The 14,155-nt window shown below is 38.0% G+C and carries 13 protein-coding genes and 1 riboswitch; of the genes, 7 read left to right on the top strand and 6 right to left on the bottom strand.

Annotated features, from left to right (window positions below):
* Window positions 1-56 precede the first annotated feature (56 nt).
* Entirely contained in the window at window positions 57-1,499 is a 1,443-nt protein-coding gene (locus I6F54_RS15100; protein WP_197142150.1) for an aminotransferase-like domain-containing protein, read from the top strand.
* Between the two features lie 76 nt (window positions 1,500-1,575).
* Here the strand turns inward: I6F54_RS15100 and I6F54_RS15095 are convergent, their stop codons facing one another.
* Window positions 1,576-2,370 (bottom strand): YggN family protein, encoded by a 795-nt coding sequence (locus tag I6F54_RS15095; protein WP_165729135.1) that lies wholly within the window; start codon window positions 2,368-2,370, stop codon window positions 1,576-1,578.
* A gap of 388 nt (window positions 2,371-2,758) precedes the next feature.
* Between I6F54_RS15095 and I6F54_RS15090 the strand changes: the two genes are divergently transcribed.
* Window positions 2,759-2,944 carry a PA3496 family putative envelope integrity protein gene (locus I6F54_RS15090; RefSeq protein WP_007579801.1) on the top strand — a complete coding sequence of 62 codons (186 nt, stop codon included), beginning with the start codon at window positions 2,759-2,761 and terminating at the stop codon, window positions 2,942-2,944.
* Between the two features lie 118 nt (window positions 2,945-3,062).
* Here the strand turns inward: I6F54_RS15090 and I6F54_RS15085 are convergent, their stop codons facing one another.
* The 3 genes from I6F54_RS15085 to I6F54_RS15075 all read right to left on the bottom strand — a co-directional run bounded on the left by I6F54_RS15085 (window position 3,063) and on the right by I6F54_RS15075 (window position 4,634).
* Window positions 3,063-3,560 carry a glutathione peroxidase gene (locus I6F54_RS15085; RefSeq protein ID WP_197142148.1) on the bottom strand — a complete coding sequence of 166 codons (498 nt, stop codon included), beginning with the start codon at window positions 3,558-3,560 and terminating at the stop codon, window positions 3,063-3,065.
* A gap of 73 nt (window positions 3,561-3,633) precedes the next feature.
* Window positions 3,634-3,933 carry an AzlD domain-containing protein gene (locus tag I6F54_RS15080; protein ID WP_004335020.1) on the bottom strand — a complete coding sequence of 100 codons (300 nt, stop codon included), beginning with the start codon at window positions 3,931-3,933 and terminating at the stop codon, window positions 3,634-3,636.
* A complete protein-coding gene (locus tag I6F54_RS15075; RefSeq protein WP_197142146.1) occupies window positions 3,930-4,634 on the bottom strand; it encodes an AzlC family ABC transporter permease in 705 nt (234 codons plus the stop codon). Before I6F54_RS15075 ends, I6F54_RS15080 begins: the two co-directional genes overlap by 4 nt.
* 107 nt (window positions 4,635-4,741) lie before the next feature.
* On the opposite strand from I6F54_RS15075, the gene I6F54_RS15070 reads away from it, so the two are divergent.
* From I6F54_RS15070 to I6F54_RS15055, 4 genes are all read left to right on the top strand, one after another.
* The gene (locus I6F54_RS15070; protein WP_197142144.1) at window positions 4,742-5,398 is read left to right on the top strand and encodes a cytochrome b/b6 domain-containing protein; all 657 of its coding nucleotides are present in this window, start codon (window positions 4,742-4,744) and stop codon (window positions 5,396-5,398) included.
* A gap of 88 nt (window positions 5,399-5,486) precedes the next feature.
* Window positions 5,487-5,575, top strand: a riboswitch (cyclic di-GMP riboswitch).
* 96 nt (window positions 5,576-5,671) lie between these two features.
* On the top strand, window positions 5,672-6,235 hold the full coding sequence (locus I6F54_RS15065; protein WP_197119983.1) for a chitin-binding protein: 564 nt from the start codon (window positions 5,672-5,674) through the stop codon (window positions 6,233-6,235).
* A gap of 141 nt (window positions 6,236-6,376) precedes the next feature.
* Window positions 6,377-8,452, top strand: a complete 2,076-nt coding sequence (locus tag I6F54_RS15060; RefSeq protein WP_197142142.1) for a S9 family peptidase — start codon at window positions 6,377-6,379, stop codon at window positions 8,450-8,452.
* Between the two features lie 60 nt (window positions 8,453-8,512).
* Window positions 8,513-8,911: a hypothetical protein gene (locus I6F54_RS15055; RefSeq protein WP_007579808.1), complete on the top strand. Its 399-nt coding sequence runs from the start codon at window positions 8,513-8,515 to the stop codon at window positions 8,909-8,911.
* A gap of 22 nt (window positions 8,912-8,933) precedes the next feature.
* Here I6F54_RS15055 and I6F54_RS15050 read toward each other — a convergent pair whose 3' ends face one another.
* Window positions 8,934-9,686 (bottom strand): LytR/AlgR family response regulator transcription factor, encoded by a 753-nt coding sequence (locus I6F54_RS15050; RefSeq protein WP_165741075.1) that lies wholly within the window; start codon window positions 9,684-9,686, stop codon window positions 8,934-8,936.
* Window positions 9,687-9,924: 238 nt separating this feature from the next.
* On the opposite strand from I6F54_RS15050, the gene I6F54_RS15045 reads away from it, so the two are divergent.
* Window positions 9,925-12,864 (top strand): TonB-dependent receptor domain-containing protein, encoded by a 2,940-nt coding sequence (locus I6F54_RS15045; RefSeq protein ID WP_165729129.1) that lies wholly within the window; start codon window positions 9,925-9,927, stop codon window positions 12,862-12,864.
* A 668-nt stretch (window positions 12,865-13,532) separates the two neighbouring features.
* Here I6F54_RS15045 and I6F54_RS15040 read toward each other — a convergent pair.
* Window positions 13,533-14,006: a Dps family protein gene (locus I6F54_RS15040; protein WP_165726624.1), complete on the bottom strand. Its 474-nt coding sequence runs from the start codon at window positions 14,004-14,006 to the stop codon at window positions 13,533-13,535.
* Window positions 14,007-14,155: the final 149 nt, after the last annotated feature.

Genomic DNA, 14,155 nt, shown 5'->3' with positions numbered 1-14,155 from the left:
GTATACTTACCATATACAGAAAAGTAAAAATGTAACCTATACAGATTTGGTGTGTGATGATAAGACAAAAAAATAGCCAAGGGCATGAGTTTTTATATCAGCAAGTTATTCAGTTGATTAGAGATATGAGCGCTCAACAAGTTTTACTCCCCGGCGAAAAACTTCCATCACTGCGTAAAATGGCAGATAACTTAAGCATAAGTATCCCCACTGTAAAACAGGCTTACCAGTCACTTGAAGATCAAGGGTTGGTAGAGGCGCGTGAAAAATCAGGATATTTTTTAAAAGTCGTTAGCATGGCGCATAATTTACCTAAGCGAGTTAAATTAAGTCGCGAACCTGTTGTGGTAAATAAACAAGCCTTAATAGAGCAGGTGTACAGCGCGATTCATCAAGCGAACGTAGTCCCTTTTGGTATAGCTAACCCAATTGCCGCAGCACCTACCGATAAAGCACTCGCCAGAAACATGCGCCGCGTAATGACAATTGCGGGCAGTAAAGCCATAAACTATGGCCCAACAGATGGGTTTGTACCGCTGAAAAAGCAATTAGTGCATCGCTATTTAGATTTTGGTATTGGCATTGATATGGACGAGCTTGTGATCACCAATGGTGCGCAAGAGGCCATGGCTATTGCGCTTAAGTGTGTAACAAAGCCAGGCGATGTAGTGGCTATTGAGACACCTTGTTATCACGGGATTATAGAGCTAATAGAAAGCTTAGGGCTTAAAGCGCTCGAAATACCACTGTGCCCAGATAATGGCATTTGGTTAAGTGATTTGGAGCGCGCTTTGAATGAGCATGACATAAAAGCGTGTTTATTCTCGACAGCAATTAGCAACCCTGTAGGCAGCTTTATGCCAGATACAAACAGGCAGCAGCTGGTGGAGTTACTCGAAAGCCACGACGTAGTGCTTATTGAAGATGACGTATACGGCGATTTATATTTTACGGCAAAACGAGGCACACCTGCTTTAGCGTACTCTAAAAAAGGATTAGTGATCAGTTGCTCATCTTTTTCTAAAACCGCAGCGCCTAGCTATCGTGTGGGTTGGGTCGTTGCCGGTAAATTTGCAACACAAGCGCGGCGATATAAACGAGCACTAAGTTGCTCCGCTTCGTTAATAAACCAATGGGCGTTATCAGAATTTATTGCCAGCGGCGAGTACGACCGTAACTTAAAGGTACTCAGGCAGCGCCTGCGCGATAACAAAGAGCGTATGCGATGGTGTTTACAACAAGCTATGCCAAAAAATACACGTATAAGCGATCCAAAAGGAGGCTGTGTAATGTGGCTAGATTTGGGAGGCGAATACGATAGCAAAAAATTATTTTTACTTGCTCTTGAGGTTGGTATTAGTATTACCCCTGGGCTTATTTTTTCAGCCTCTAATAAGTATAAAAGCTGCGTAAGGTTAAGTTATGGTGTGCCGTGGAGCGAGCAGATAGAGCAAGCCATTATTACTCTGGGTAAGCTCACTTTATTAGCTAAAAAGTAAGTTTGGGAAACACAAAAAAGCAGCATTTAAGTAAACTTAAGTGCTGCCAAAGGGATGTTAAATAACGTTTGCTGTACTAATTGAGTTTAAAGCTAAATAACTGGTAACCTTTAAGCTCTGGCACTTGCATTACTAATTGCTCTTCTTGTTTTGCAATATCAGCAAAGTTTTCACATAAAGAGTTAGCTCTCTCTTCAAGTGCGCTTGCATGTAGCTCTACTTTTTCTTCTATTTGTGCACCCATATTTTCCATGCGTTGTTCAAAGGCATCCATATCGCCGCCTGAACCAAGTAACTCAGAACCTAAAGCCACTAAAATGCTGCCCATTGATTGCATTACTGCTGATTCAACCGCTGTTTCTATCTGCTGCTCAAATTGTTGTTCAAAGTTTTCGCCAAATTGATTAAAACTTTGTTGGCCCATTACAAATGTACCTTGCTGGTAAAATGTATTTTCTACCTCAATTTTAATGTCGTCCATAAGCTCAGACATATTATCAAGACCGTCAATATTAAATGCATTGCCTACTTCTTCTAATGCTACACCGGCAATTTTAACACCCTCAAGCGCTATATTAGCTACTTCAGGTAATTGAGTGCGTAAGCTATCTGAGTACTTATTCAGTGCTTCGCGTTGTGAGCTATTAAGCGCTACAAGCTCGCCATTTACGGTTAAGTCACCATGGGTATTAAATTGCATAGTTTTATTATTGGCAGTAAAAATTTCTAATTCGTTTGGTTTAATACGTACATCGTTTTTAAATTCGACGTTACATTCATCGTTACTAAATGAAATTGCAGAATCGTTGTCGTTATGAGCCATAGCGGCTGGCGTACAAATTAATGCGCTAACTAATAGTAATTTTTTCATGTTTGTTCTCTACTTTTTGTTGATGACGATTAATTAATAACAAGTTTGATGCCAGTTTTATTTTTCTATAAAAAACAATTGATTAAGTGTTTTTCTTTATTTTTTAGCAAGTCAAAATAATTAATAAATAACTATTTTTTAGTCAAATTGGCTAACTAATAAAAATTAATAAATTTTATTTATCGATACGATAAAAAACTCTCACTTTCCTCAATTCAAATTTAGCGCTATTTATTCACATTACTGACATGAAGACTATTTACAGTAGTCGCGTGGCTTTATTTTGATGTTAATTTGCAGTGTACTTTGACATTAAACATTTTTAATTTTACCGGCTATTGCGATAATAAAATCCTTGGTTGGTCTCAAACACTTTATGGAGTGGGTTGTGGGTAAGACATTTAGTTACGATGCGCTAGATGACGATTTTGTTGAAGACGAGTACGAAATGCTCGGACGTAATCAACACGATAAGAACAAGCAAAAGGTTAAAAAGAAGTTGGAAGACTACCTTGAGCAAAAACGCTTGCGTAAAAATCTAGGCGAAGACGATTTAAGCGATTACACCGATTAAATTTCACTAGTATAAATAAAATACCAATTAATATTGAGAGTTTAAATGTGCAGTTATGCGTATGTTTAAGTTTCAATAGTATTGGCAATAAAGAGGCCTTGCGCCTCTTTATTACTTTTCAAAGCGTACTTTTAGCCTGTGCTAATGCTTTTTGAATTATAAGTTCTAGCTTTTCGGGTTTAATAAAAGGTGCATAACGTTTAATTGGTGTACCATCTGCGGCAATTAAAAATTTAGTAAAATTCCACTTTATTTTACGTGTTAAAAAACCAGGTAAAGCCGATTTCAAGTGACGAAATACAGGATGTGCATGCTCACCGTTTACATCTACTTTGGCCGCCATTAAAAAGCTCACACCAAAATTAATTAAGCACCCTTGCTCTATTTGTGTTGCGTCGCCGGGTTCTTGCTGACCAAATTGATTGCACGGAAATCCCAGAATAACTAAACCTTGGCTGGCATACTTATTGTGCAAAGCTTGCAGTGACTCGTACTGGTAGGTAAATCCACATTTACTTGCGGTATTAACAATAAGCACAACCTTCCCTTCAAAATCATTAAAGTTGATCGGTTGACCCTGTAAGCTTGTTGCGCTTAATTGATGAAATTCGTGCATATTGGCGTCTTTTTTATTGTTGTTAGCCGCATTTTAACCTGAGTGCAGTATTTCATAAAGTATAAAGATCGCACTAATTTAAAATTAGAAATAGCCCCATACCGGCAAGCGTAGTGTAATAAATATTATGTGTTTTGTAGGCAACAATAATGGCGACTATTGCTGCGCTTAAATAAGGGTTTTGCCAGTTTAAGTTAATGCCATCTTCATTCAAAAACACGATAGGCACCCAAATTGCTGTAAGCACTGCAGGTGCGCTAAAGCTTAAAAATTGCTGCATTTTAGGGCCTACTTTAAACGGTAAAGCACGGTGTAAAAACAAATAACGCGTAAAAAATGTAATGCACGCCATGAGTAAAATAGTCGTCATCATGGCGTTACTTCCTTTTTAGTGGTTAGTCTTGCTGTGCTGTAACCTGCGGCCATTGCCAGCAGCGCTGAGCAAACAAGCCATAACTCAAATCCTGTGCTTTTTAAAAGCGTTGCGCCAATGCCTGCTACAATTACCGTAACGAGTGAGGCCAAATTTTTAATGCCCGGAATAACCAAAGCTATAAACGTGGCAGCAATAGCAAAGTCGAGCCCTAAATTAGTTAAGTCGGGTAGCATTGTGCCTGCTACAATGCCAATTAACGTCCAAATATTCCATGCAATATAAAAGCTAAAACCAGCGCTCAATGCGTATATTAAACGTGTTTTTGTTCTGTATGCTTTTCTATGGTGAGAAAATGCAAATAGCTCATCGGTTAATACAAAACTTACTGATAAGCGCCAACGCATAGGTTGATCAATGACCTTATGACGCACAGCTAAACCGTATAAAAAGTGCCGAGAGCTAATAATAAATGTTGTGAATAAAATTGTTAGCAATGGTGTGTTGCCCGCCATAAGTTCAATTGCAACAAGCTGTGCGGAGCCTGCAAATACTAATAACGACATTGCTTGGGTTTCAAAGGCGCTAAAACCATTTTGAATCGCTAAAGAACCACATAAAATGCCCCAAGGAACAACAGCTAAACACAGTGGTAGCATATCTAAAAAGCCTTTTAAAATAGCTTTTTTAACTGGTTGCATGATATTTACTCGCACGGCTTGTAGAATGGCTCATAAGGATACCTTAATATTATGATGTTAAAGTAGTTAACGAATTAGATAATACTGTTTTTTTAAGGATAGGCGCAATGACGACGTTAAAAGTGTGGGATGGGTTTATTAGATGCTTTCATTGGTTTTTGGTTGTAAGTATTGCGGTGCTTTATTTTAGTATTGAAGAGGGCATGATTGAGCTTCATTTTGTTGCTGGGTTCTTTACTTTAGCACTCATCGTAACGCGTTTAATATGGGGCATTATCGGAAGTAAAACCGCGAGATTAAGTGGGTTGCTGCACTCTCCTCGTGCTATTTTAAAGGCACTAAAGACACCAAGCGACTCGCTAGGTCATTCAGCACCTGGCAGTTGTATGGTAATGGTATTTTTTATAATTATAATTACGCAGCTTATTACCGGGTTAATGAGTAGTGATGGCATTTTAACTGACGGCCCGCTTGCTCAATATGTGTCTAGCAATACGATTGATTTTGCAAATTGGCTACATGAGCTGAATTTTGACATTTTACTTTATGCTATTGGTTTACATGTATTAGCTATTATTGTTTATAGAATAAAAGGTAAGCCACTAGTTAAGGCGATGATCACAGGCTCAAAAGAGTTAAAAGCGGATGACTCTGAGGCTAAAGTAACAAAAGCGTCTTGGCCTGCGTGGCTAATATTTATATCTTTATTGGTGTTGCTGATATTTACGTGGGCAAAAGAACCTTTAACTTATTTATTTAGTTAAAAATACATTAAACCAACCTTAAAGGGTTGGTTTTTGTTTTTGGTTACATTCTTTTGTTTGATTGTTATGCGGGGCCGAATTATAATCGCCGCATTGCTGGCAAACTAATCGAAAGATTAGGGCGCAAAGTTTCCGGTCTAAGGCTTTTTATAAAGCTATGGTAGCGGGACTACTGCATAACGTGTTGTTATGTATCACTTGCCCTCAGTGTATTTTTTGTGTATCCATAGTGTATGGATAAGATTTTGTAACTCTTAAGGTGTTGCCGTGTTTATGCATACGTCGTTGGCCTGTGGAAAGTGGTCAACAATAGGTTGCTTAAATCATCATACCCAATTGTTTATTGGCGATGTGGTGAGTGTAACCTTTTATGACATGCAAGGAGAGCTAGTTAGTTTATCATTTGATTACAAAATCACCTCGCTTGAACAAGGTGAACCTCACGCATGGCCACGTTTAGTTGCCGAGCATATTAACGTGCATGTACCCCTTGTTAGCGCAGGTAAAATGACCGAACAAGGTTTAATTGTTGCCTATAGAAACAATGAAATTTTTGCTTTGCAAAGCAGTGGGATATGTAAAGCGCATGTCGATTTTCATTGTATTGCAAAATGCGATGAGCGTGTTGTTAATAACCTTGATACTTATGATTACGTGTACCCTGAAAATTGTGAAAACTATAATGCGGGTACAAAGGTATTGCAGCCAAAAACAGGGCATGTTTATCAATGTAAGCCTTGGCCATTTAATGAGTTTTGCCGCGCGAGTGACGATAAAAAGTTTATGTTCGAGCCCGGTGTTGGACAAAGTTGGGCTATGGCTTGGCAGCAAATATAAGGCTTAAGTGAATTATCTTCCCAAAGGTATAGCTGTTTTAGTAATGAAGCGTTTACCGTTTTAGCCCATCCAACTATTGGATGGGCTTTTTTATTTTTATGATAAACTGCAAATCACATTATTTTTTTAATTGGTTTTGTTGTGTCTCGTCCTGACTACTCTTTAAGTTTATTACCTAATTTCCCGATTGCTAAACAGCAAGCCCATACATTAAGTACTCATAATAAAATACGCACTGATAATTACTATTGGATGCGTGATGACGATCGTCAGGATGAGCAAGTACTTGCACATTTACATGCTGAAAATGCATATTGCGATGAACAGTTAGCTGCAATGAAGCCACTCCAAAATACACTTTTTGAAGAGTTAAAAGCACGCATTGTAAAAGACGATAACTCGGTACCCGTTAAAGACGGGAAATACTGGTATCACTCAGAAGTTCGTGGTGATGATGAGTACTCTCGCCATTATAGAAGCACGAGCATAAAGGCTGATAATAAAGAGCTTTTACTCGATGTGAATATATTAGCTGAGGGATTTGAGTTTTTTGAGCTAGGAGAAGTCGCACTAAGCCCATGCGAGCAGCTTATGGCTTACTCTGAAGATACTGAAGGCCGTCGTATTTATAATGTTCGCTTTAAAAGCTTAGCGGCAGATGAAATGCTACCCGACGTACTTGAAAATACAGAAGGACAAGTTGTTTGGGCGAACGATAACAAAACAGTTTTTTATGTAAAAAAAGATTTAAAAACGTTATTAGGATACCAAGTATTTAGGCATGAGCTTGGTAGCGAGCAAAGCCAAGATGTAATGGTTTACGAAGAGCAAGACAGCAGCTTTTTTATGGGGCTTGGTAAAAGCCGCGACGAAGGCTTAATTATTATTGATTTAGCATCGACAGAGACCAACGATACATGGGTGCTTGATGCTAATAAGCCCACTGACGAATTTAAAGCATTAATGCCGCGTGAAGATGGCCACGAGTTTGACGTAGATAAGCTAGGTGACACATTTTATATTGTGACTAACTGGCAAGCTAAAAACTTTAGATTAATGACAGCAACAAACGAAACGATTGCTGATAAAACACAATGGTTTGAGCATACAGCTCACAGAGAAAATGTACTGCTTGAAGGTGTAGAGTTATTTAATGACTTTTTAGTATTGAGTGAACGCGAGCAAGGGCAAGCTCGATTCGTAGTTGTTAATAGGCAAGGGAATCGTATGGCACTTGAGTTTGCCGATCCTTGTTATTATGCTGCAATAGCAATGAACCCAGAGCCAGACACACGGACTGCGCGTATTTATTACTCAAGTTTAACAACACCAGGCTCTTTATATGATGTTGATTTAGCAACTGGCGAAAAAACACTGCTTAAACAGCAAAAAGTACTAGGTAGTTTTAATGCCGATGACTATCAGTCAGAGCGATTAATGGTAACTGCTCGCGACGGAGTTAAAGTACCTGTATCTGTTGTTTATCGAAAAGGCAGCTTTAAAAAAGATGGCACAAATCCGTTATTTCAATACGGCTATGGCGCCTATGGTTATACGATTGATCCTAGCTTTTCTAGTTCGTCACTGAGCTTACTCGATCGTGGCTTTGTTTATGTTATTGCGCATGTTCGGGGCTCTGAAATGCTAGGCCGCGAATGGTATGAGCAAGGTAAAAAAGAGCATAAACAAAATAGCTTTAGTGACTTTATTGATGTGACAAAAGCGCTTGTTGATCAAGGTTATTGTGATAGCAATAAGGTGTTTGCCTCAGGCGGCAGTGCCGGTGGCCTATTAATGGGGGCGGTTGTAAACCAGGCACCAGAGTTATATTGCGGTGTTGGCTGTCATGTACCATTTTTAGACGTATTAACCACAATGCTTGATGAAAGTATTCCACTCACAACAAATGAATACGATGAATGGGGTAATCCAAATGAGCCTCAATTTTATGATGTGATAGAAGCTTACTCGCCTTATGACAATATTAGCGCACAAAACTACCCGAACATACTCGTTACTACTGGTCTTCATGACTCACAAGTGCAGTATTGGGAGCCTATGAAGTGGGTTGCAAAAATGCGTGAACTTAAAACAGACAGTAATATTTTAGTATTTAAAACCGATATGGATGCAGGTCATGGCGGTGCATCAGGTCGTTTTAAAAGCTTAGAAGAAAAAGCCCTCGAAATGGCCTTTTTTATTGCGCTGTTAAATTAACTGCAAAATCGGAAAATTGTATTACTCTATATATAGAAGTTGATATATATAAGGTAATTTATGTTTGGAGCACATGGCGAATTTCAGATTTGTTCACAGCCCCCTCATATGTATTTAAAATTGAAGGGGAGCTTTAACAATGAAGGTATAACATCATTAACTAATGGTGTTATTCAAGAATTGAGCACTCACCCTGAAAATACAATTAAGTTTGTGATTGTTAACTTAAAAGAGTTTGAACTGTTAACTTTAGATAGTCTTGATTCGTTAGAGGCCTATTTTGCGGGTGTAAAAGAACGTGGCTATCAACGAGTTGACTATATAAACATTAATATCATAGCTAAAAACATGTTTGAAAAAGTATGGAAAAATAGCGATGTAGAAGTTAATTTTTATAAAGATACTGAAAGCTATTTATTAGTGCATCCAAGTGATAGTTATATAAAACAGAACTGGTAATTAATATGAGTATTATAAACCGCTACTGAAGAGGGCTTATAATACTCTCTAAACACCCTTTATAGCGCCTTGAAAGGTTTAAGCACATATCGTTTTTAAGTCTGACTTTATAATCGCCACTGTCAGTAGGCATCAGTTCGCAGATAGCTTGTTTTCTTACCAGCGTTGAGCGATGAATACGAATAAACCCTTCTGGCTCTAGCTGCTGTTCAATATTTTTCATGGTTTCGCGGTGTAATACCGGTGTACTACCTTGTGTAAAATGTAGCTCTACATAATTGCCAGCACCATTAATCCAAATAATATCTTTTATATCAATTAGCCTTACCTTACCTACATCTTTAACTACGATATGTGATGATGGTTTTTCGGTTTGTGTGCTTTGTTGATATTTACGCTCGGCCGCGCTTGCAATCGGGCAAAGGTGAATCAGTTTATCAAAGCATTTATCAATACGTGGTGCAGTTGAATCTACTATTAAAAAATCAACAGCGCCAACTTCAAAAGCAAAACTCGCAAAATGACCCGACTGGGCAATAATGACTAACTTAAGCTTTTTAGCGAGCTCCGTTAAATGCACTATTTGCATAGGGTCAGCCAGATTAGTTAGTTCGTAAAACAGTACGTTGTATTGATCTGTATCTATCTGATCTAACCTGTTTGCCTGAATAAAAGATTGAGATTCAAAGTGTCGGTGCTCTTGCACGCGCTTTGTTAAAAATGTTGCAAACTTAGTGTTACTAACAAAAGTTAATGCATGAAAAGAAGCGACCATTATTTTATATCTCTTGCTGTATATAATAATAAAGACCGTGCTTAGCGGAAAAACTGTTATGAAAAGTACAATATATTTATAAAATAATTGTGACGTACTAATTCATCCCATCAAACTAGCTATTCATACCAAAGATTACGCCTAATAAATAATGCCCGTAGAGGGTTTAAATAAATCCCCTTACTGTAATCCGCGAAGTAACTATTTAGTTACAAAAATAACAATTCAGGGGAATTATATGACATTAACTAACAAAGGTAGCGCGCGATTATTTAAAAAATCGTCGTTAACAGTTGCGCTAAGCAGCGCGATACTTGCAAGCTTTTCATTTCAAGGTGTTGCTGCAGAAGATGACGAAATTACTAAAATAGAACGTGTACAAGTTACAGGTTCTCGTATCAGCAAAGCGAAGCTTTCTCAACCAGCACCTATTGTAACAATTACAGCCGAAGATATCGCAAAAGGCGGCACCCCTGATTTGGGCAGTATCTTGGCTGAGTTACCGTCGATAGGCGCAACAGATACATTAGTTGGCAATAATGACAGTAATGCGGCAGCAGGCGTTAGCTCTGCTGATTTAAGACGTTTAGGGGCCGCAAGAACACTTGTTCTAGTAAATGGTAAGCGCCATGTAGCGGGTGCACCAGGTTCATCACAAGTCGATTTAAATACGATACCTTCAGCACTGATAGAAAGAATTGAAATTATCACAGGTGGTGCATCTGCTATTTATGGCTCTGATGCTGTATCGGGTGTTATTAATGTTATTTTGAAAGATAATTTTGATGGTTTACAATTTAATGCATCAGTTGGTAATTCAACAGAGGGTGTAGGTACTGAAAACCATAGCTTTAGTGTTGTAGCTGGGACAGATATTGCTGGTGGTAAAGGTAATATAACATTCTTCGCAGGCCAAGACAGAGTACGCCAGGTTTTAGCCAATGATTTACGGCAAACAAATGCTTATGGCACAGTAGATAACCCATTAAATACTGGTGAAAATGATGGTATTCCAGATCGTTTAACAGTGCCTAATGTGCTTTCTGAAAGAATAAGTGAAAATGGTGTAATTAATCCATTTGGCGATAGTGGAAGTATCTATACTTTTAATAATGGTGGTAGAGCTGAGTTAATGCCAGCACGGGAAGCAAGCGGTAGCTTTGCTTTTGGTAATTTCCCTGATGGTTGTGAATTTTGTGCTAATACACAAGATTATGAAAATGTATTACCAGAGCTTGAAAAGTTAACACTTGGTTCTACATTAAATTATAACCTTACAGATAATCATACATTTTATAGTGACTTTAAATTTGTGCGCACTGAAGTTGAGCAGCAATTTCAGCCATCTTTTGAATTCGGTGGTATTTTCATTGATGTTGAAGATAATCCATATTTAGATAGCAACCTTCGCCAGCAGCTGCTTAGTGAAGGTACTACTAGCGTTGAAATGTCTAAATTTTTTGGTGAGCTAGGAAACCGGAGCGCAGATAATAAACGTGAGTTATTTCGTGTTGTAACTGGGCTTAAAGGGAACTTCACTTTAAGTGAGACGGACGTTGATTATGATTTTTATTATGTTTACGGCCAAACAGATAATCGCCGAAAAACGCTTAATGATTTAATTCCAGATAATTTGGTTGCTGCACTTGATGCCGTGATTGATCCTGCTACAGGTGAAGCTGCATGTCGAAGTCAGGTACCTAGCTTACAAGGTGAAGGTTATAGTGATCCTGCTAGTGTAAATGGTGGCGCTTGTACTCCATACAATGCATTTGGCTTTGATCAAGCCTCAGCAGCTGCTAAAGATTATGTATCAGCAGATGTTACTCGTACAGATACAATTACCCAAGAATTTATTGGCGGCAGTATAACGTTTGATACAGGTGAGTTTTTTGAGCTTCAGGGCGGCGCAATTGGTTTGGCTACCGGTTTTGAATACAGAGAAGAAACTTCAGAAAGCATTACTGATGAGTTTACAAAAGCTGGATTCTTATCAAACGCGGCTACACCTGATGCATACGGTGAGTTTGATGTAACCGAAGCATTTATTGAAATCAACTTACCTCTATTAACTGATGTAGCATTTGCAAAAGAGTTAACTCTTGATGCAGCTTACAGAACAGCTGATTATTCTCATGCAGGTAACGCTGATGCGTGGAAAGTTGGTTTATTGTATCGCCCTATTGATGATGTTCGTATACGTGGTACCTATGGCCAAGCTGTTCGTGCACCGAATATTACTGAAGCATTTGATCCACAATCACCAGGCTTTGCTAATATAGCAGACCCTTGTGATGCTGATCGCATTAACGATAATCCAAATCGTGTAGCTAACTGCGCAGCACTAAATATAGATTCAGGTTTTCAAGCTAACGATAACGTAAGTGTAGATCTTATTAGTGGTGGTAACCCTAATTTAGAATCTGAAACGTCAACGTCATTAACAGCAGGAATTGTTTGGACACCAAGCTTTTTTGAAAACTTTTCATTAACAGTTGATTACTATGATATTGAAATTGAAGACGCAATTTCTTTTATCGCAGCGCAAAGCGTGATTGATAACTGTGTTGATGCTGCAGGTGGGCCAGATGCTGCGTTCTGTTCGCAAGTTGATCGTGATTCAGGTACTAATGATATTGCACTAGTTCGTTCTGGGTATTTAAATGCAGCATCAATAACAACAAGAGGTATTGAAGCTGATTTTGATTATGATATGAGCCTTACTGATTATTCATTAGAAGGTGATTTGAAGTTTAACTTATTTGTAAATCACCTGCTTGAGCTTGATGTTTTTGAATTCCAAAATCTTCCTGATACAGTAAATGTTGAAGACGGGGAAGTTGGAGACCCAGAGTGGCAGGCTCGCTTTTCTGCTGTATACAAGTACAACGACCTTACACTTAACTGGACTACTCGTTATACAGACCGCTCAGCGCGCTTTGATTTATCACCAGACGGTGATATTGAAGAGGATTTACAGCCTGGTTACGTCGGTTCTATTATAACGCATGACATCTCAGCAAGTTATAACGTACTTGATAATGCACGTGTAGATTTTGGCCTTCGCAATGTAACTGATAAGTTACCTCCAGCATATATTTCTGCTAGTGGTGGTAATGAAGCTATTTATGATGCTGTCGGTCGACGTTTTTTTGCTAATTTTAGTATTAACTTTTAATTTTAGTGAGCATAGCTCACTAAAATAATTAGCTAGATTTACGTTGTGCATCTTAAGTAAGGAAAGGTGCTTAACGTCAAATCCCCCCTGCTTTTGATTATTTTGATAGGGGCGATCAACTCGCCCCTATTTATACAAGCTGTCATTCAAAAGTGATTACTTTAGTAAGTTAGACTATTTAATTGAGTGCACCAAAAATTACCCATCTAAATAACCGCATGCTACGACCCTACCTTTTAATTAAATTACTTTATTTAGGCCATAACAGAATATCTAATAGTGTAGCCAAAATTAATTTTTACTATAAATTCAGAAGAAAATAAGCCATAAATTAGTATTTATTATGGCTTCATCTATTCAGAGTAAATAGACTTTTATTAGATAAAAATATGTGGCGAAAATCCTGATAAGATTCTTACTCACGAAGCTACTAGGCTGAAAAAGACTAAAATTGAATATATATTACATTTATTCAATGATATGAAACTAATGTGCTACTTATGGTGGTATATAAGCATTGTACCCACTTAAACCAAAAACAACGCCACTGGTAACAGGGGCGTTGTCTAGTATGGGGAGGTGGTTAATATAGTAACCGAATCGCTAAGTTATTTAACGATTTATCCCTATTTGTGGCCTTCTTCATTGAGGGCTTTTTTTTTGCTAGCTTAGTCTAAGTAAGCCTTTAGCATCCAAACCAGTTTCTCTTGCTCTGAAATGTAATCGCTCATTAGTGAGGCTGTACCTTCATCGTCTGCATCACCAGCTTGAGTTAAAATATCACGCTGCATGTGAATTAATGTACTGTAACCAGCAAGTAGGTTCTCTACGGCTGTAACACCATCACTAATACCTTTAGCTTCTTTAATTTTACTTACTTCAAGGTAATCAGAAAATGCATGTAGTGGTGCGCCATCTAACGTTAAAATACGTTCTGCAACTTCATCTACTTTAAGAAGTAGTAAGTTATAAATCTCTTCAAACTTAACGTGTAGTTCAAAAAAGTTACGGCCTTTAATATTCCAGTGAAAACCACGCGCGTTCATGTATTGAATCTGGTAGCTACTCAATAATGTATTGAGTGACTTTATGATGTCTTCGCTTTTTGCACTGTTTAGACCAATTGCGTTTACATGTGACATAACTTGCTCCTGAATAACCGTTTGTTTGTGAACTTGTAATAAGTATCGCGGATTTTTATTGTTTAGTGAAATCGTTTAAATATATCTAGTTAATAGTTTTAACCTATTAACTTTTTTTGATACCAATACACACCTTTAACTATTAATAG

The organism is Pseudoalteromonas sp. SWXJZ10B (assembly GCF_015864475.1).
Lineage (GTDB): Bacteria > Pseudomonadota > Gammaproteobacteria > Enterobacterales > Alteromonadaceae > Pseudoalteromonas > Pseudoalteromonas arctica.
The sequence above is the reverse complement of the archived record's forward strand: the minus strand, read 5'-3'. Positions and strand labels throughout refer to the sequence as shown.